The following is a 17,875-nucleotide window of genomic DNA, read 5'->3' as shown; positions in this document are numbered from 1 at the left end:
TATAAGAGGGTTCAATGAAACGTTCTATACTTTTGGTTTTCGCTCCGATGATATCGATGGCATGTGAGACGCAATTTCTACTGGACTCACAATTAGAAATGCAAAAGCCTGATGCTAACAAATCGAGTGTGTACGACCTACAAGCAACTTTATCCCTTAAGTCTGTCACGCTAGATCATCAAAAAGGCTGGTGGGCAATTAAAGCCGACAATGTAATAGCAAAAGGCACTAATCCTTCTGACTATATTGAGTTACCGTTTGCGTTTAAGCTCGACAATCAAGGGCTAATTACTGAGTATTGGTACCCTAGATTGCTGAGTAGAGAGAAAGAGGAGTCTTTAATTAGGCTCGCTACTTATTATCAATTCTTAAGGTCACCGAAAGACAATCAGATTGTACAAGAGAGGGAATCTGGTTTGTCATACACCTATGTTTACAAAACAGAAGCCGATAGCCATGTGCTGCATAAAAGCAAAAAAAATGTGGTGGAAGGTGCGCTCCCAGATAATCTGAAAAGCATGAATATACTCTACTCGAGTATATCGATTAAGCCAGACAATTGTTTTTTCACTGAGCAAGTAGGCGAAGAGGTTACAGATACTCGGTCACACTTCAATCAGCTCAGCTTTGTAGCCAGTCATTATTATTCCCTGATCAAGCAGAAACAGATGGTGGCCAGTACACTATTTTCACTACCCAATGAACTGTCGGAGTGGGATATTATCAAGGACGTTGAAATTAGTGATGAAGAACTTGAAGAGCAGGCAAAAAAGTTGAACCGATGGGTAACACGAGGAGAGCTAGATTCACTAAAAGTGCATCAACTCTCCAAAGAGTTAGAGGAATACGAGAATGCGCTGAATACCTTAACAGATACATTCCTTGAAGATTCGCTCTCCAAGGAAAAAAATATGAAGTTACTTACGGCTATCGGTTTGATGGATAGTCGACAAAGCCATGAGTTTTTAATTGGTATCGTTGGAAATAGCAAGATGCCAGACAGCACTCGATTCCGAGCATTGCACGCGCTAAAGTATGGTGACAATAGGCTGAGCCCAGAAGCGACAGACTTAATCCAAGAGTTGGTTGAAAATGACATTGAAACAGATTCAGAACTGTTGCGAGGGAGTTTTATGCCGGTCATCGGATTGGTGATCGCGGGACGGCCTGATGATGACAATAAACGCTCGTTAATTTCGGCGTTAGAAAACAAACTTCTCAGCGAAGATAGCCCTGCAAAGAAAGGGCAGCTGCTAATCTCTATGGGCAACACAAAAGAAGAAAAGCTCATTTACACAATTCAATCTTATACCAAGGATGAATCAAGTTACGTTAGAGGAAATGCAGCTTACGCTCTAGGTCAATTAGGTACACCCGATGCGTATCACCAGCTATCAACCATGCTACATCGTGAGTCCAACAATGATGTTCGAAAAGAGGTGTTTCGAGCCTTTAAAAAGCATGAAATTAACAGCGATGATATTCACGTGGTCACAGCGTTGATAGCCACATCAAGTGACCCAACGTTTAGAAAGGAAGGGATCGCAGCGCTGTCAGCGCAAAAAAAAGCCCTCAGAGTTCCGGAACTAAACAAATTGCTTAACACAGAAAAAGATCCGGAGAATTTACGATCGATTGTTAATTCGATCCACAGCGATTAACACCAATGAGCATCCACTGGTAGTGGGTGATTGATTTTGGCCAGTCGGTTAGAGGCTTTGCAATATCTAAAGTAATCCGTTAAATGCTAATTTAGCAAAGCCCCTGACTCATATTTGTCCAGCAACGTTTTTAAAATTGATCAAACTCTATTGTACTCCGACAACATTAACTAGATATAGAGCGAGCATCGGGTCAGATAGAGTTTAAAAGTAGGTAGTGGTTAGGGGGGAATTGGTGATCTTAATTACACATCCCAGTGTAACGTATTCTGGATGTCAGCTGGCTTTAAAGCGCTTCATAAATTGACTAAAGCGTGGAATCAGGCTTTGCACAGTCGGCGCATCGGGAATCTCATTTACAAAAATCATAAAGCGCTGTGCTTTACTTTTATCACCTTGAGCAGTCCCTGCTAGTATTGCTTGAGCTAAAATTACATTCTCAGCGGTAACGTCCTTATTCGAAAATTCGTGAATCAACATAGAAAATCCTAATAAGTATAAATACAAATGTAATAATACAATATATTGAACTTTATATCGATAGCTTATGGCATTAATCAATGTCAGATTTGTGTGATAGCAAGACAGTGATGTGCACCATCAATACCGGACAGTGAGCTTAGTGACTTCCCATACTTATGCTAATCCGTGATTTGCTAATACTTAGTTCTCCGAAACTCATTTTTGTCCAAAAGCTTCATAAATCCAGTATATGTAGCTACATTTCCACAGCTCCAAGAAAAAGCCCTCACTGCAACGCAGTGAGGGCTTAATCAAATTCCAATAATCAAATCGAAGTTTAATTCACAGCGTAGTGTTTTCTTGCTGCATCAAGGATCTTGTTGGCTTCCACGTCGTCGCCCCAGCCTTGCAGTTCCATACCACCGCTTGGGCCTTTGTAGTTTTCAAACCATAGACCAACAATGTCTTGAACACCTGGGTAGGTTGCGTTTAGCTCGTTTAGCGAAGCAATATCTTTAAATGGTGAATCGTTAGTGAGAACGGCAACGAGTTTGTCGTCTTGCTCGCCATCATCTAGCATTTTCATCACACCGATCAGACGTACAGGAACAACTTCACCACGTGGTACAGACTGACCAAGAACAATCACATCTAACGGGTCGCCATCACCACCAAACTCTTTTGGAAGTGCTGTGCGTGGGATAGAGCCGTAGTTACCTGGGTACCCAAGGTAATTAACTACGCGTGGTTCGCCTTTTTTGTGTTCCCAGATAACTTGCTTGTCATTGTCTTTGCTTAGTTCCCACTTAGCGGAAGTACCTGTTGGGATCTCTACAATTGCATTGACAATGCCATCAGCAGAAGCTGCTGGGTAATCATTAAAGCTTGAGTTTGCTTCAAGGGTAAATTGGTCTAATTGCTTTAATGCAGGAGCTGATGTCGCTGCTAAGTCATAGCTTAAACCATTGGCGGTAGATGTTGTTTTGTAACGCAGCATATAGTCAACTTTACCGCGCTCTTTGAACAGTTTATCGAAGCCTTTTTGGTTATATGCGCTGAACTGCCCCATCTGCTTAACGGAAAGATTTGAGCCACCAACGTTGTTGGTATCCATAGATAGGATATGGTTGCTGACCGCATTGACTACCTTTGCGTAACCTTCAGTAGAATTTAGATCAAAGTCTGCAGCATCAACCGCTTTACGTACCTCTTTAGACCAGTAGAACTCTAAGAACGGGACTGGCTGATTTGGCTTGTTCCAGCCCACATCACGAGAAAAGTACATCAGTGAGCGATATTGATCGTTAGCAAAGTTGGTTAGCCCAAGAGAGGTTGGAAGTTGTTGATAGCTAATCGCTTCGCCTTTGTTATCAAACAGCCATGTATTACCGTCTTTTACCATTTGGTTCCAGAACGCATCCATGTTTTTGAGGTTGCGGTAATCTTTATCAACCACCACATTCACATTGAACGATGCGCCACCTTGCGACATACGGTAGAACACATTGAACGTATGGTGACCGTCAGTCAGGTAGTATTCATCGTTGGGTGCGATAACCACTGTCTTCATGTCTTGTTTACGTGCACCTGTTTCCATTTCACAGGTGAAAGTCGAAGGAATATTCGGGTGTGCTTGGTCTTTGATGCTCGCTATGCCTTTTTGGCCATTGGCTTCACATATTTCATCGAACATCTTTTCTTGGTCAAATTGGTAACGACCCAGCTTGTACATAATCTGATCATAACCCACAGATGGTTGAGTTGGTTTCAACTCATGGAGACCAAGCTTAATAACATCGCCTTCAGAGACATTGCTTGCGTGAGTGGGTAAAGCGAAGATAGCCAGAGCGCCAATCGTGGCAAAAATCCCAGTCTTTTTCATAAGTCCTTCTATATATGGAATAAAAATTATGCGCTAAATTAATATGCAATGATGACATCAATATTTCATTTTGATAAAGAAGATGTTGCAGTCGTTCTGTCGTGTGTGACTGATTTCGGCCTACTGACTAAAGGCTTTGCTACACCTCAGGTAATCCGTTAAGTGCTAATTTAGTAAGACCATGAAACAGTTTGTCCAGAAATGTGTTTTGGATAAGTGGATTATAAAATCATGACGTTTCAATATGATTTGAACATAAAGAGCCGCTTTTTAGCGGCTCTTTATGTTTGAGTTTTAGCTATCGCTCAGTAGAGCGTTAACTTTCCATTTTTCTACTTCGCATAATTCGAAGGAAACAGTGCTCGTTTCGCTTCTTCATCACGTTCGGTTTTAAATTCAACGTCTTTGCCGGTTTCGCGGGCGCGCAGTGCGGCTGGGCGGGTGTTAATTGCGTTAAACCAGCGCTTCAAGTTCGGGTAAGGTTCTAGGCCTTCTTCACCAAGCACGACAGGTGCTTTATCAATCCAACCCCATGCAGCGACATCGACAATGGTGTACTCATTTCCGACGATAAATTCACGACCTTCCATATGCTTTTCTAACACTTCGTAGTGACGTTGTGCTTCACGTAGGTAACGGTTCACAGCATAGTCTAGGCCTGCTGGTGCAACATGACGGAAGTGTACCGATTGACCAGAGTATGGACCAAGCCCGCTCGCGATAAACATCATCCAAGAGAGCAGTTCGGCTCTGTCTTTTGGTTGCCCACCTAGCTTGCCAGTTTTCTCTGATAGGTACAGAAGGATTGCGTTAGAATCGAACACGCGTTGTCCTTCGTCTTCAATGGCTGGCGTTTTACCGTTCGGGTTAATTAAGCGATATTCCGGCGTGTGTTGTTCGCCTTTTAAGGTATCAACGGGAACGAGTTCAAAATCTAGGCCTGTCTCTTCTAGAAACAGAGCGATCTTCATTGGGTTTGGTGTTTGGTGAAAATAGAACTTAAGCATGGGGTAACTCCTTGTATTGGTAATTCATTAAAGCACCACTTGAACGATCGTTCAATAATTGATTTTAGATTATTTGAAAATCGGTTGATGCGTACTTTAAATCTATGTGTTGAAAACTTCGTTATTTGAGAGAGGATTAACATCGCGCGATTCAGTGTGTAGAGTTTTAAGTTGTTGAAAAAATGAGCTTAAAGCTGCTTCTTTGATACGTTGTTTTATGCGGAGTTCGGATTTGTTATGGGGGGTTTTTAGCGGGATAGGGCGTATGAAGTCCGCAGTCAGATATTCCAACAAAAACGTTGAGCACTGGTTCAAACCAGAATTATCAGGATACACAGGCTTATTGGTAAGTTCAAAATCGTGATCTGCTGCCACACCTTATGCAACAAATGAATATAAACGTTAGAGATTCAGGAGTGCTTCACGGTTTTTTAATCTTAGGGACTTACATTGGTGAGCAAATCTGATGTGAACACTTAACGACACAGGATCTTTCCATGAAAAAGAACATTATCGCCCTCGCTCTTGGTGGCATGCTGGCTTTTGGCGCAACACCTTATTCTTTTGCTGCTAACGACGGCGCAGTACAGGCTTCTGCGGATTACGCGCAGTTGGTGACTAAGCGACAAGTTGTCGACCAATTACTTCTTGATGCGTTGCAGGCGTTTAAGTCTCCGGCAAGAATTTCTCACGCGGGCTTTACGGCTAAAATGCCAAGTAACATGGAAATTGTGACTAACCGATTGTTAGAAGCTTATCAGCTAGAACCTTACCGTACTGACTTGTTGATCTCGGCTGCGAACGCTCAGATCTACAACAAGAACGCAGAGCGCGCTATTGAGTTGTTTGAGCAAGCGCTGACGGTTGCACCAGATGATGTTGACCTTCATGCTTACCTTGCGGTTTGGCAGAGATTTGAAGGCAATGAAAGTGAATCCAATAAGCACATGGAGAAACTGGAGAGCCTGAATAAAGGCAAAGCAGAAGACATCAAACGCATTTTTGCTACGGTCGACCGCGTATTAGAAACACCGCTTAAAGAGTCTGCGGATAAAGGCTTGCTCGATGATCATGGCGCGATCGTTACGTTGGGCTACGCGCTTAACCCAGACGGCTCGATGCATCAAATTTTGATTGAGCGTCTTGAGACAACATTGGCGATGGCTAAAGCGAACCCAGACGCGATGATTGTATTAACAGGCGGCGTGCCGAAGAACCATAAGACTGAAGGTAAGTTAATGGCGGATTGGCTTATCGAGAAAGGGGTAAGCAAAGATCGCATCATCGAAGAGAACTACGCGACCAGCACAGTAGGCAATGCCTTGTTTAGTAGCTATGCACTTGCTCGTCATGATATTAAGCACGCGACCATTATTAGCTCGGCAAGCCATGTTCGTCGTGGTCAAACTCTATTTGAAATCGCTAGCTGGCAAACGGGCCCTCAGGGCATTACTTTTGATACGGTTTCTTACCCAGACAAGCCACTCGCAGATCTTAAGAAGGCGAGCGATGGTGAGCTACTAGGTATCTACCGCGATGCGCTTAGAACGTATGGTATGTGGAGCTACCGCTCTTACCCATTAGAGTCTCGCTAGGCTTAGGGTTACTTCACCGTAGGCAAAGTATAAGTTGCTAGTACAATCGAGCACAGCTAGATGGTATGCTGTGCTCCTACTTAATTTAGTGTTTCAAAGGCAAAAAAATGAACCCGATTTTAGCAATGTTGAAAGAGAACAATATTAGCGACGAGCAGATCAGCGAGCTATTCAAAACGTTGACCGAGAACCCTCTTGCAGCAATGGCGACGATCAGCCAACTTGGTTTACCACAAGATAAGCTTCAAATGCTGATGGGTCAGGTAATGCAAAACCCTGCGCTAATCAAAGAAGCAGTTGAAGAGCTTGGCCTAGATTTTTCTAAGGTTGAAGCCGCTAAAGAGCAACTTCAGAAATAAGTGAGTTTGACTGAGCTGATATCGTCTTAGCTTAATCAAAATTCAATGAAAAGGTCGTTTAAGTTCAGCAATAGGCTGTCTTAACGGCCTTTTTTGATCTTGGTGGTAGTTTGGGGCTTTGGTTGAGTTGCTTTCAATTATCTTATCTGACTCCATACACACCGACCATTTCAACACAATTGACAGCAATCTTGCCAAACACGTGCGACTATTGACAATTTACTTACTAGACTTAATTAACCTATGTGCGACCTGATATGTGCACCTTGATGAACAGTGCTTTTGGATGAAGAAATCCCTAGATAATAGGGGGAACCGATTTCGGCATAAACGCTGTTTATTTATGAGTCACATTAAGGAAAAGAATAAGAGGGCAACAAACTAAGTCCTTTATTGAGCAGTGATTTATAGGAAATGAGTTATGAAGTATTTAAAGGAAACCGCTTTAGCGAGCCTTGTGCTTACTGGGCTTGTCGGTTGTGGCGGTGATTCAGGATCATCAAGCAGCACGACACCAATTACCTTGAGCGTGAGTGATGCGCCGGTCGATGGTGTTAAAGATGTGACGGTGACATTAAGCAAGGTGGCTTTACTTCCTCAACAAGGAGGTTCACCACTAGTATATGACGTGTATAAAAAGGATGAAAACGGCGACTACGTTGATGAGAACGGCGATCCATTACCTGATGGCGCAGATCCTATTCCGTTAAGTGTGAATTTGTTGGATTACCAAGGCAGCGATGCGCTCCCTTTGATTGAAAATGAGGTAGTTCCAGTAGGTAGCTATAAGTTGTGTGTGTTTGCTCATGATGGCGATCACCCAACAGATCCATCTTACGTGATAGAAAATGATGATACGAATCGTGAGTTAACGGTGAAAGGTAATGGCGCGTGCCCGCAAGGTGTGGGTAAAGAAGATAACGCTGGCGTACTGTACTTTAATGATTCATTTAATGTGAACCAACAAAGTAACGATTTTGTTGTCGAGTTTGACCTTCGACGTGGCCTAAAGAGCAGTTCGACTTTCCCTGATTACACCATTCAAAGAGCGTCTGTGAGCCTTATCAATACGGTTGAGACAGGAAACATTGAAGGTACTGTTGCTCTTTCTACTTATGACACTTGTAACGGTGGTGACAATACATTCGTTCAGTCGGTGTACTTGTATGAAGGCAACGTCGATAAGGCTGACATGGCTCCGATTGGCGGCAGTGATGAAGTGAAACCGATTACTTCAGCATCAGTGGCAATGAATCAAGCACAGACCAACTATGAGTTTTCCCTTGGTTTCATCGACCCAGGCACTTACTCGTTAGGTTATACCTGTACCGCGCAACACGACAGTGATGAAGACAATGCAGCACCATTAGCCGCAGGGTTCGAAATCTATGATGCTCAAAACAGCGTGCAAGTCACTGTTGGTCAAGACAGCCAAGTGTCATTCTAACTTTGATGTGAATAACGATTTTTCATAGAAACGGCCTCTCATTTAGAGGCCGTTTTTGATCTTGTTACCTAGCTAACATGAATTTGGTGAGCATTGAGTGTGACTCTAGGGAAGTGATAATGTAACGTTGTCTCTATTACTTTAATCTAGCGAAATGTACTCCGGCGTTGCTCATGAAATCTAGCTTAAGCATTCGATCTTACACCAAGCAATTTAATACTCATGCCCATGATGGCTATCATCAACTGGTGCTGCCTATTCAGGGGAGTATTAGTATTGAAATGGTGGGGTATGTTGGCAAGGTTTCTGTCGGTGAATGTGTGGTGATTCCTGTCACCACTGCGCATGCGTTTAAGGCGGATGAAGCAGCACGGTTTATTGTTGCAGATATGGTGGAGTTACCGCAGCACTTGCTAGAGCACGAGCTCTCGGTGTTTGCTATCACGCCACCTTTAATGAGCTTCTTGCTGTTTGTTGAAAAGCAGCTGGAATATCAAGTCGACAGTGGCATTGAATCATCCATCTTGGATGTGTTTTCACTGCTGTTAGAGCAACAAGAAGTGAGTAAAAGTATCGACCCTCGTATCCGCGCGGTGCAAAGGCTCATTGCGGATAATTACGCCCAACCTCTCTCTATTTCTCAGCTTGCAGAAACGGCATGTTTGAGCCCCACTCAATTTAAGAAACGCTTTAAAGAGTGCATTGGAATCAGTGCGCTTAAGTACATCACTCGCTATCGTATGGAGAAGGCACAAGCCTTGCTAAGTCATACCGATTTACCCGTTCAATTGGTCGCAGAGAATGTGGGTTATAGTGATCTCTCTGCATTCAGTCGACGCTTCTCTCAGCACTTTGGCATGTCTCCAAGGGCGTTTTTAGGTTCGATGAAAGAGAGTCTTCCAAAACAATAATAGCGTCCTTTTGGCAAACTCAACTTAGTATATGTTCACTATTATCTATTTCAGAAATGAAAATAAACTAGGTAATAGCAATGAATCTTGCCATCAATCGCGTTAACGAATTCCAAACAGGCACTTTAGCCATCGTGTTTGCTTCTGTTTTATGGGGCACGACAGGTACAGCCGCAAGCTTTGCGCCTGATCTCAGTCCATTAGCGATTGGCGCATTTTCGATGGGTGTCGGCGGCTTAATGCAGGCGGCCTTGGCGTATCGAAAGATCTTATCTTCACTTGATAAGCTTTTGCTCAACAAAAAGCTGTTAGCGGTGAGTGCGTTGGCTTTAGCGATCTATCCTTTAGCATTTTACTCTTCGATGAAGTTATCGGGTGTCGCGATGGGCACGGTGGTGTCGATCGCTACTGCTCCGTTCTTTTCTGCACTTTTAGAGTGTCTTATTAGCAAAAAGAATAATATCAACAAACGTTGGTTAACGAGCTTTGCCATTGGCGTGGTTGGTATTGGGCTACTGGTATTTTCAGAATCATCATCGGTGAGTGAATCTGGTGATGACCTGAAGCTTTTGGGCATTGGGTTGGGGTTGGTTGCTGGGTTGTGTTACGCCATTTATTCGTGGGCGACAAAAGCTCTGATAGACGAAGGCATCAAGTCGCAAGCGGCGATGGGCAGCATATTTGGGCTAGGAGCGATGTTGTTGCTGCCAACGCTGTGGTTTACAGGGGATAACCTGTTCGCATCGAATACCAACATTTTAGTGGTGAGTTACTTAGTGTTACTTCCTCAATGTTTGGGCTATATCGCTTTCAGTTTTGGGTTACGACATGTCACCGCGAGTAGCGCCAACTTGATTACCTTGCTTGAGCCAGTTGTTGCCGCCGTATTGGCCGTGTGTATTGTGGGTGAGCTTATTCCATTAGTTGGATGGCTAGGTATGTTCTTGATTGTGATGTGTTTATTCATCCAATCTCAGCCTGCTAAAAAGCCGTTATAAGTATTCGTTAAAGCGAGATTTATTGAATTAAATTCATGCGTGATTCTTATAATTGAATAAAATGAGTATCTCAGTTGCAAGAGTGCTGTTACTATCGCTATCAATAGTCGGGGGGCATATACCTTAGTTGGTGTTTGCTGAGATCGTTATTCGAGACCCGTTGAACCTGATTCAGTTAATACTGGCGTAGGGAACTATGATTACTTTGCCGGCGTGGTTCAACAATGATCTCTCATTGGTTTCACCTCCACACTCTCTTTGCGGCCAAAGTTCGGTTCTCTTACGTCTTTTAGACAGTAGGAGCGACCATGACACAGCATTCCAATTCTCAAGTATCACCTAGCAGCATTCAAACACCAGAAAACCAATCTTCTTCGATCAATACTCCGATTGTTTTGACCATCGCGGGTTCTGACAGTGGCGGCGGCGCGGGCATTCAAGCGGATATTAAAGCCATGTCTGCAACGGGTAGTTTCGCTTGTTCGGTAATTACCGCGATTACATCTCAGAATACCCAAGGCGTGTCAGCCATTTTTCCAATCCCGCTTGAGCATGTCGCTAGCCAGCTAGATGCAGTGTTTACCGATTTGAATATCGTGGCGGTAAAAGTTGGCATGTTGGCGGATTCGCAAATCATCAAAGTCGTCGCAGACAAAATCAAACAATACCAGCCTAAACACCTAGTGATTGACCCTGTAATGGTTGCGACAAGTGGCGACCTTCTTTTAGAAAACTCGGCTATCACCACGCTAAAACAAGAGCTGATTCCGCTCGCAGACATCATTACCCCTAACTTGCCAGAAGGTGCAGCACTTACAGGAAAAGCTGTGCCTGAAAGCGAAGCGGAAATGCAGGATATGATTGATGACCTGCGTGCGTTAGGTGCTAAAGCCGTCCTGCTGAAAGGCGGTCACTTGGAGAAAGATGAAAATAGTAACGACTTATTGATTCTGCCAACCACATCTGCATTGATTAGCGCGAAGCGTTTTCCTACCAAAAACACCCATGGCACGGGTTGTACGCTCTCTTCTGCTATCGCGTCTTTCTTGGCTCAAGGCAACACGCTTCCAGAGGCTGTCGACCTAGGTAAACAATACATTTCACGCGCGATTGCTCATGCTGACGAACTTCAAGTTGGTCAAGGTCACGGCCCGGTAAATCACTTCTTCGTTGGGCACGGTAATGTCCGTTAATACGATTGGCGTTCAACTCAGCAATGCGACTCTGCGTTACCGAGATAGCGAGCATGCGACCTTATCGGGTTTGTCACTGAGCTTAAGCGCAGGTAAGTGGACTGTGCTACTTGGTCGCAGTGGTTGCGGAAAAACCACGGTATTGCGATACCTAGCAGGTTTGCTCGATGACAAAGTTGAGTGGCAGGGCACATTGGCAACGTCTGATGAACTGCCTCTAACCGACCGCATCGCATACATGGCGCAGCAAGATTTGCTACTGCCGTGGTTGTCGGTTATCGACAATGTGTGTTTGAGCCATCGCTTTCAAAATTCAGCAGACAAGCATCAAAATATCGAGCATAAAAATCAGGCGTTAGAGCTACTGACTTCTGTTGGTCTGGCTGATTACGCGGATACTATGCCGGATCAGTTGTCTGGCGGTATGCGTCAGCGTGTTGCTTTGGCTCGAACCTTAATGCAAGACAAGCCAGTTGTTTTGATGGACGAGCCTTTCTCTGCGCTGGATGCGGTAACAAGACACAAGTTACAGACCTTAGCGTGTGAACTGTTAAGAGATAAAACCGTTGTGTTGATTACCCATGATCCACAAGAAGCGGTGCGTTTGGCGGATAACTTGTATGTGTTGCAAGGCACGCCTGCGAGCGCTCACTCTTTACCTGTGCCTCACACGTCGACGCCACGAGTGCTAGACGGTGAATGTGCCGAGTTGCAACAAGCCATCTTAGATCAGTTGGAGCGTGATTATGAATGATCTAACGCGAAGTGAAGCTGTGGCTCGCTCAACAAACGCAAAGACTAGCACAACACATCCTCGTCAGATGAATCCCGTCATGCGTTTGCTTATCAGCAGTGTTGTGATTCTTGGCTTATGGCAACTTGTGGTCGTTGTTTTCGAAATGCCGAGCTTCATTCTTCCGGCCCCCGCAGAAGTCTTTCTCAAGCTTATTGAACGCTACGACGTGTTACTCAAACACACTTGGGTGACCGCACAAGAGATCTTACTTGGGCTATTACTAGGTTTGTCTATGGGGCTGTTTTTCGCCTTGCAGATGTTGATGTTTGATCCGTTGAAACGTTGGCTGTTGCCTATCTTGATTGCTAGCCAAGCGATTCCTGTATTTGCGATCGCGCCAGTACTGATGTTGTGGCTTGGCTATGGCATCGCCTCAAAGGTAGTGATGGCAGCAATCATAATCTTCTTCCCTGTGACTACCTGTTGCTATGACGGCCTGCGTAATACACCTGCAGGTTATCTTGACCTCGCCAAGACGATGGGCGCATCAAAATGGCAACTGCTACGCCACATTCAACTTCCTGCTGCACTGCCAACATTAGCGTCTGGTATTCGTGTCGCTGTGGTTATTGCCCCGATTGGTGCGGTTGTCGGCGAGTGGGTGGGGTCGAGTGAAGGGCTAGGGTACTTAATGCTGCAAGCCAACGCACGCATGATCATTGATGAGATGTTTGCGGCCTTGTTTATCTTGGCGGTGCTCTCTATCTCGCTCTACTTCATCACAGACAAATTACTCAAAAAAGCTATCCCTTGGGAGAACCAGTGATGGTTAGCTCAATAACTCTTTGTTTAATAAAGCTTCGCTCAAGGCTATTTATCTAAACAACACCTCATTAGAAATTAGATCGACAAACACAATAATAATATTCAAAAGGAAAGGTTAACTATGAAAAACACCAAATTGGTAGGTGCAGTGGCACTGCTTGCTTCGCTAGTTTCAGGTCATGCATTAGCGGATTCTGAACAAAAGAAACTGACACTGATGTTGGATTGGTTTGTAAACCCGAACCACGGCCCAATTGTGATTGCTCAAGAGCGTGGCTACTTTGCTGACCAAGGCCTAGAGGTTGAAATCCAAGAGCCAGCTGACCCAAGCACACCAGCAAAATTGGTTGCGGCAGGTAAGGTCGATCTTGCAGTCACCTACCAACCAAGTTTAACCATGGATGTGGCGGCAGGCCTGCCTCTCGTTCGTGCATCAACCCTTATCGCAACACCACTGAACACACTAATGGTGCTGGATAACGGCAAGAACGATTCGTTAGCGGATCTGAAAGGCAAGAAGATCGGTATCGCAATTGCTGGCAACGAAGAAGCGACGATCGGTACCATGCTAGCTCAAGAAAATGTTGAGTTTACTGACGTTCAAACCATCAATGTCGGTTGGGCGCTGTCGTCTTCACTGGCATCGGGCAAGGTAGACGCAATTTGGGGTGGTCTACGTAATTTCGAAACGAATCAGTTAGCGCTTGAAGGTTTTAAAGCTAAAGCGTTCTTCCCAGAAGAGCACGGTGTGCCAGCTTACGATGAGCTGATCTTTGTGGCGAACGCAAAGAAACACGACGACGAAGCAATCAAAGCCTTCAACAAAGCGCTTGAGCAAGCAACCACTTACATCGTGAACCACCCGCAAGATTCATGGAGTGAGTTTGTGGCGTATTCACCAGATACGTTGAACAACGAGCTTAACCAACGTGCATGGAACGACACACTGACTCGTTTTGCACTTCGCCCTTCTGCAGTAGACATGAAGCGTTACGATGATTACGCGCAGTTCATGTTCGACAAAGGCATTATCAAATCACTACCAAAAGCCGCAGATTACGTACCGACTTTTGACTAAGGAATCTAATGAAATACCAAGACTTAATCCAAGCCTGCCAGCAAGATTGGCAAGACTACACCGAGCATGATTTTGTTAAAACGCTGGCAAACGGCACCCTTGCACAGCCGTGTTTTCTGCATTACTTGAAGCAAGATTTTCTGTTTTTGAAGCAGTATGCTCGTGCATATGCATTGGCCATTTACAAGGCTAAAACCTTGGCTGATATGCGTCGTGCATTGCCAAGTGTTCATGCGCTGTTAGATTCTGAAATTTCACACCACGTGACTTACTGTGGTCAGTGGGGTTTAACGGAATCTGATTTAGAAAACGAACCTGAAGATTTCGGCACTGTTGCCTACACGCGCTACGTTCTAGATGCGGGTATGACGGGTGATCTTGTCGACTTATATGCGGCATTGGCTCCGTGCTCAATCGGTTATGCCGTGATTGGTAAAGCGCTGTTAGAAAGTACTGATACTGTTTTAGAAGGTAACCCATACGCGAGTTGGTTACAGCTTTACGGCGGAGAAGAGTTCCAGTCTGGCGTGGCAACGGGTGCTGAGTATTTCAATCAGCTACTGGCTGAAATTGATATCAACAGCGAGCGCGGTCAGAACATCGTTCATATATTTAAAACGGCAACACGTATGGAAGTGGCTTTCTGGCAGCAAGGTCTGAATGCACTTGATGACTCAACAGCGGTTTAAAAGCGACTTTCACGAATAAGGATTTCCCCATGCTAACTGAACAAATCATCCAATCACTGCGCGCAGTACGAGAGCAAAAGCCACTGGTTGTGAACATCACCAACTATGTAGTGATGAACAACACGGCCAATGCGTTATTAGCAATTGGTGCTTCACCTATCATGGCGCACTCACAACAAGAGCTTGCAGAGATGATGTCTTTCTCTGGCGCTTTGGTGATCAACATCGGCACGCTCGACAGTGTTTGGACGCCAAGAATGTGTTTTGCGGTTGAACAAGCGAATGCGAACAACAAGGTGGTGGTTCTTGACCCTGTGGGTTGTGGCGCAAGTACGCTGCGTACTGAGACCTCTCGTGAAATCGCACGTTTAGCGGATAAGTTGATCATTCGTGGTAACGCGTCTGAGATTATCGCACTCGCGGGCGAGCAAGCTCAGAGCAAAGGTGTGGATGCGCTAGATAGCAGTGACGCTGCATTAGGTGCTGCACAGTGCTTAGTGGCTGAATATGGTGCGAATGTGGTGATTTCTGGTGAGACAGATTACGTTGTTACTAAAGACAGCGTGGTGACGTTAAACAATGGACACCCAATGATGCCCTATGTCACTGGCATGGGTTGTACCTTAACGGCATTGACGGGCGCATTTGCTGCAGTTGGAGATGAAAGTGGTTTGGCAGCAGCGGCGGTATTAGGCGTGGTTGGTGAAATCGCAGCTGAAAACTCACGCGGCCCGGGTAGCTTGCAAATGAACTTGCTTGATGAGTTGTACCAGTTAGATGAAGAGACGCTGATTCAACGTTTGAAGATTCAGTAAGGTTACTCTAACTCTAACTCACAAGTTAGAAGCCTAACTTAAATCTCTTTAGATAAAGAAAAGCCCCCGACACTTATGTGCTGGGGGCTTTTTATTATTGGTTTGGAACTGTGTCAGCTGTGTATAGACTGGCTGGCTAGGTTCTAAAACGATTCACTTGGCTCTCTAGGTGATGCGCAACTTCAGTTAAGTCGCTTGCTGCACCTGAAATGCTGCTGACTGACTCTTGGTTACTTTGCGCGATGGTATTGGCACCTTGCGCGTTCTCACCCAGTGATTTGGTGAGACGATCTTGTTCATCAACCGACACTGCGATTTGGCTGTTGGCCTGATTCAGATCTTGGATGTGTTGATTAATCACATGTAAGTTCTGAGAAGCTTGCTGTGCCTGAGTTGAAGCATCGGAAACCGTGCTGTGGCTCTCTTTGATCGACTCTAACGCATCTTTAGCGCCACGCTGCAGCGAGGTGATGAGCTCATCAATCTGGCTAGCAGAGTCTTGGGTACGCTTAGCGAGCGTTCTTACCTCATCCGCTACTACGGCAAATCCGCGACCTTGTTCACCTGCACGCGCAGCTTCAATCGCCGCGTTCAATGCCAACAGGTTGGTCTGCTCAGAAACGCCTTTGATTACTTCAAGAATGGCACCAATGTTCATCGACTCTTTGTGTAGGTCGGTTACTTTCTGGCTGCTGACCTGCATGCTTTCATCGGCGCTGCCAATTTCATGCAGTGTCTTATCTACTTCTTTCAGGCCCATTGCGACATTCTCGGTCGCTTGGTTCGCTACTTGAGAGGCGTGGTTAGCACTCGAAGCAATTTCTGATGTACTCGAAGCCAGTTGGTCAACCGCGGATGAGATGTTCATCATTTCACTGTTCAACTGTGTTGCGTTGGTCGAGCTGTTATTGGTCACTTGATTAAGTGATTCAGACATCTCACCAATGCGCACACTAGAGCGGTTCACTTGGCCCACGATATCGCGCAGAGATTCAATGGTGATCTCCATGTTGGTTAGTAGCTCGCCAATCTCGTTTTTGCTCTCAATGTTTACTTCAACATTCAGGTTGCCCTGAGAAAGCTCATTAGTGATCTGTTTAACCTGTGCGATACCTTTGGTGATAGAGCTAGTCACTAACACGGCACTTGTCATGCCGATAACCAAAGCGACACCGGTGAGCAAGATGATGATCTGAATCGAGCGCTTTTCACTGGCTTGTAGCTCTGGTGTTAGCGCTTGTTTCTGTTGTTCGAGAATGCTCTGAGCATCGGCTACCGAAATAGCTAAGCTATCGCCAATAGAGGCGAGGGTAGCGGTTCTTTGGGTGTTCTCAATCATCTGCTGATGAACTTGCTCAAAACCTTTCGCGTACGCTTCGCGCTGGTTAGAGAAGTCCGCAATCAGTTCACTTTGATAAGGAGATGATTTTAGAGATTCAATATCGCCTTCGATACCTGGCAGAGCATATTCAAAAATGTCTTTACCGGCTTCGTAGGTTTTAAGGTCGTTGTTGTTTGAGTAACTCAGCACAGTGATCTTGGCGGCGAGGAAGTTCTCCATCAACATACCTGCGTACAAGCTCGCGTTTGGATCGTTGTTGTTGTATGACTCATACAACAAGCTCTGCGCGGCTTTTAGTGCGTTGGTTTCTCGTGTGACCATCTCCACGTTAACTAACTGGTCAATGAGCAGTTGGCTCTGTTTCATTGAACCATAAGCCGCATCAAACGCCGCAACGCTGTCTTGCACTAATTGTAGGCTCGACAAGCTATCAGTATTGGTGGTGGTTTGGATTAAGTTGTTCAGCAGTTCATCAATCGCAAGTTTGCTCGATTGATAATTCGCTTCATATTGATCATCCAATGACTCTAAGTAACGTTCAGAGGCTAAACGCATCTGAAGAAAGTGCACTTGAATGTTGCCTGACAATGTCGCCTTGTGGCTGAGTTCACTGTATTGGCTAAAGCCGTTCGACAAGGTTTGAATACCTTTGTAACTCACAAGGCCTGAAATGACGAAAAAGAGCAAGCAGATGGCATAACCCAGCTTGATCTTGAGCGCTATAGAAAGGTGGCGCATAACTATCCCTATATTTACCTGATTCCTTCATAGGGGAGTATTTCATAAAACAGCATTCTGGGCATGCTAAAGCGAATAGTTTGTGTAATAAGTAACGCTTTTGTTAAAAAATTCAGGTTTTTCGATATGCTTTCAAC

At 45.0% G+C, this 17,875-nt stretch carries 16 protein-coding genes and 1 riboswitch; of the genes, 12 read left to right on the top strand and 4 right to left on the bottom strand.

The features are described 5' to 3' along the window. Positions 1 to 14: 14 nt before the first annotated feature. On the top strand, positions 15 to 1,661 hold the full coding sequence (locus tag L1D37_RS16450) for a HEAT repeat domain-containing protein (protein ID WP_239848493.1): 1,647 nt from the start codon (positions 15 to 17) through the stop codon (positions 1,659 to 1,661). A gap of 276 nt (positions 1,662 to 1,937) precedes the next feature. Here L1D37_RS16450 and L1D37_RS16445 read toward each other — a convergent pair whose 3' ends face one another. From L1D37_RS16445 to L1D37_RS16435, 3 genes are all read right to left on the bottom strand, one after another. Continuing rightward, positions 1,938 to 2,141, bottom strand: a complete 204-nt coding sequence (locus L1D37_RS16445) for a pyrophosphatase (protein WP_117232650.1) — start codon at positions 2,139 to 2,141, stop codon at positions 1,938 to 1,940. 319 nt (positions 2,142 to 2,460) lie between these two features. Continuing rightward, positions 2,461 to 4,005: a ParB-like protein gene (locus L1D37_RS16440; protein ID WP_239848492.1), complete on the bottom strand. Its 1,545-nt coding sequence runs from the start codon at positions 4,003 to 4,005 to the stop codon at positions 2,461 to 2,463. 332 nt (positions 4,006 to 4,337) lie between these two features. Then, the gene (locus tag L1D37_RS16435) at positions 4,338 to 5,012 is read right to left on the bottom strand and encodes a glutathione S-transferase family protein (RefSeq protein ID WP_239848491.1); all 675 of its coding nucleotides are present in this window, start codon (positions 5,010 to 5,012) and stop codon (positions 4,338 to 4,340) included. Positions 5,013 to 5,509: 497 nt separating this feature from the next. Here L1D37_RS16435 and L1D37_RS16430 point away from each other — a divergent pair, with 497 nt between their 5' ends. From L1D37_RS16430 to thiM, 11 genes are all read left to right on the top strand, one after another. Beyond that, positions 5,510 to 6,607 (top strand): YdcF family protein, encoded by a 1,098-nt coding sequence (locus L1D37_RS16430; RefSeq protein ID WP_239848490.1) that lies wholly within the window; start codon positions 5,510 to 5,512, stop codon positions 6,605 to 6,607. 107 nt (positions 6,608 to 6,714) lie between these two features. Continuing rightward, positions 6,715 to 6,966, top strand: coding sequence for a DUF2999 family protein (locus L1D37_RS16425; RefSeq protein WP_004731647.1), 252 nt, complete (start codon positions 6,715 to 6,717; stop codon positions 6,964 to 6,966). A gap of 421 nt (positions 6,967 to 7,387) precedes the next feature. Beyond that, a complete protein-coding gene (locus tag L1D37_RS16420) occupies positions 7,388 to 8,413 on the top strand; it encodes a DUF4382 domain-containing protein (protein WP_239848489.1) in 1,026 nt (341 codons plus the stop codon). A gap of 173 nt (positions 8,414 to 8,586) precedes the next feature. Next, the gene (locus tag L1D37_RS16415; RefSeq protein ID WP_239848488.1) at positions 8,587 to 9,324 is read left to right on the top strand and encodes an AraC family transcriptional regulator; all 738 of its coding nucleotides are present in this window, start codon (positions 8,587 to 8,589) and stop codon (positions 9,322 to 9,324) included. Positions 9,325 to 9,404: 80 nt separating this feature from the next. After that, positions 9,405 to 10,322 carry an EamA family transporter gene (locus L1D37_RS16410; RefSeq protein WP_239848487.1) on the top strand — a complete coding sequence of 306 codons (918 nt, stop codon included), beginning with the start codon at positions 9,405 to 9,407 and terminating at the stop codon, positions 10,320 to 10,322. Positions 10,323 to 10,420: 98 nt separating this feature from the next. Next, positions 10,421 to 10,532: riboswitch (TPP riboswitch) on the top strand. Positions 10,533 to 10,630: 98 nt separating this feature from the next. Continuing rightward, positions 10,631 to 11,515 carry a bifunctional hydroxymethylpyrimidine kinase/phosphomethylpyrimidine kinase gene (gene thiD, locus L1D37_RS16405; RefSeq protein ID WP_239848486.1) on the top strand — a complete coding sequence of 295 codons (885 nt, stop codon included), beginning with the start codon at positions 10,631 to 10,633 and terminating at the stop codon, positions 11,513 to 11,515. After that, positions 11,505 to 12,269 carry an ABC transporter ATP-binding protein gene (locus tag L1D37_RS16400; RefSeq protein ID WP_239848485.1) on the top strand — a complete coding sequence of 255 codons (765 nt, stop codon included), beginning with the start codon at positions 11,505 to 11,507 and terminating at the stop codon, positions 12,267 to 12,269. The genes thiD and L1D37_RS16400 overlap by 11 nt, the downstream gene beginning before the upstream one ends. Continuing rightward, on the top strand, positions 12,262 to 13,077 hold the full coding sequence (locus tag L1D37_RS16395; RefSeq protein ID WP_239848484.1) for an ABC transporter permease: 816 nt from the start codon (positions 12,262 to 12,264) through the stop codon (positions 13,075 to 13,077). The genes L1D37_RS16400 and L1D37_RS16395 overlap by 8 nt, the downstream gene beginning before the upstream one ends. 120 nt (positions 13,078 to 13,197) lie before the next feature. Next, the gene (locus L1D37_RS16390) at positions 13,198 to 14,154 is read left to right on the top strand and encodes an ABC transporter substrate-binding protein (protein WP_171731433.1); all 957 of its coding nucleotides are present in this window, start codon (positions 13,198 to 13,200) and stop codon (positions 14,152 to 14,154) included. Positions 14,155 to 14,162: 8 nt separating this feature from the next. Then, entirely contained in the window at positions 14,163 to 14,843 is a 681-nt protein-coding gene (gene tenA / locus L1D37_RS16385) for a thiaminase II (protein WP_239848483.1), read from the top strand. Positions 14,844 to 14,872: 29 nt separating this feature from the next. Then, positions 14,873 to 15,658 (top strand): hydroxyethylthiazole kinase, encoded by a 786-nt coding sequence (gene thiM, locus L1D37_RS16380; protein ID WP_065678825.1) that lies wholly within the window; start codon positions 14,873 to 14,875, stop codon positions 15,656 to 15,658. 136 nt (positions 15,659 to 15,794) lie between these two features. On the opposite strand, the gene L1D37_RS16375 is transcribed toward thiM, so the two are convergent. Continuing rightward, the gene (locus L1D37_RS16375) at positions 15,795 to 17,738 is read right to left on the bottom strand and encodes a methyl-accepting chemotaxis protein (RefSeq protein WP_239848482.1); all 1,944 of its coding nucleotides are present in this window, start codon (positions 17,736 to 17,738) and stop codon (positions 15,795 to 15,797) included. Between the last annotated feature and the right edge of the window lie 137 nt (positions 17,739 to 17,875).

It is taken from the genome of Vibrio sp. Isolate33 (assembly GCF_022397895.1).
GTDB classification, from domain to species: domain Bacteria; phylum Pseudomonadota; class Gammaproteobacteria; order Enterobacterales; family Vibrionaceae; genus Vibrio; species Vibrio pomeroyi.
Note: the sequence above shows the minus strand (reverse complement) of the source record. Positions and strands in the feature narration are given on the sequence as shown.

What these genes read in the sequence shown, in the direction of transcription:
- L1D37_RS16440 (WP_239848492.1), bottom strand. Translation starts at nt 4,005, where the DNA reads ATGAAAAAGACTGGGATTTTTGCCACGATTGGCGCTCTGGCTATCTTC.
- L1D37_RS16450 (WP_239848493.1), top strand. Translation starts at nt 15, where the DNA reads ATGAAACGTTCTATACTTTTGGTTTTCGCTCCGATGATATCGATGGCA.
- L1D37_RS16435 (WP_239848491.1), bottom strand. Translation starts at nt 5,012, where the DNA reads ATGCTTAAGTTCTATTTTCACCAAACACCAAACCCAATGAAGATCGCT.
- L1D37_RS16445 (WP_117232650.1), bottom strand. Translation starts at nt 2,141, where the DNA reads ATGTTGATTCACGAATTTTCGAATAAGGACGTTACCGCTGAGAATGTA.
- tenA (WP_239848483.1), top strand. Translation starts at nt 14,163, where the DNA reads ATGAAATACCAAGACTTAATCCAAGCCTGCCAGCAAGATTGGCAAGAC.
- thiD (WP_239848486.1), top strand. Translation starts at nt 10,631, where the DNA reads ATGACACAGCATTCCAATTCTCAAGTATCACCTAGCAGCATTCAAACA.
- L1D37_RS16375 (WP_239848482.1), bottom strand. Translation starts at nt 17,738, where the DNA reads ATGCGCCACCTTTCTATAGCGCTCAAGATCAAGCTGGGTTATGCCATC.
- L1D37_RS16425 (WP_004731647.1), top strand. Translation starts at nt 6,715, where the DNA reads ATGAACCCGATTTTAGCAATGTTGAAAGAGAACAATATTAGCGACGAG.
- thiM (WP_065678825.1), top strand. Translation starts at nt 14,873, where the DNA reads ATGCTAACTGAACAAATCATCCAATCACTGCGCGCAGTACGAGAGCAA.
- L1D37_RS16395 (WP_239848484.1), top strand. Translation starts at nt 12,262, where the DNA reads ATGAATGATCTAACGCGAAGTGAAGCTGTGGCTCGCTCAACAAACGCA.
- L1D37_RS16400 (WP_239848485.1), top strand. Translation starts at nt 11,505, where the DNA reads ATGTCCGTTAATACGATTGGCGTTCAACTCAGCAATGCGACTCTGCGT.
- L1D37_RS16390 (WP_171731433.1), top strand. Translation starts at nt 13,198, where the DNA reads ATGAAAAACACCAAATTGGTAGGTGCAGTGGCACTGCTTGCTTCGCTA.
- L1D37_RS16430 (WP_239848490.1), top strand. Translation starts at nt 5,510, where the DNA reads ATGAAAAAGAACATTATCGCCCTCGCTCTTGGTGGCATGCTGGCTTTT.
- L1D37_RS16420 (WP_239848489.1), top strand. Translation starts at nt 7,388, where the DNA reads ATGAAGTATTTAAAGGAAACCGCTTTAGCGAGCCTTGTGCTTACTGGG.
- L1D37_RS16415 (WP_239848488.1), top strand. Translation starts at nt 8,587, where the DNA reads ATGAAATCTAGCTTAAGCATTCGATCTTACACCAAGCAATTTAATACT.
- L1D37_RS16410 (WP_239848487.1), top strand. Translation starts at nt 9,405, where the DNA reads ATGAATCTTGCCATCAATCGCGTTAACGAATTCCAAACAGGCACTTTA.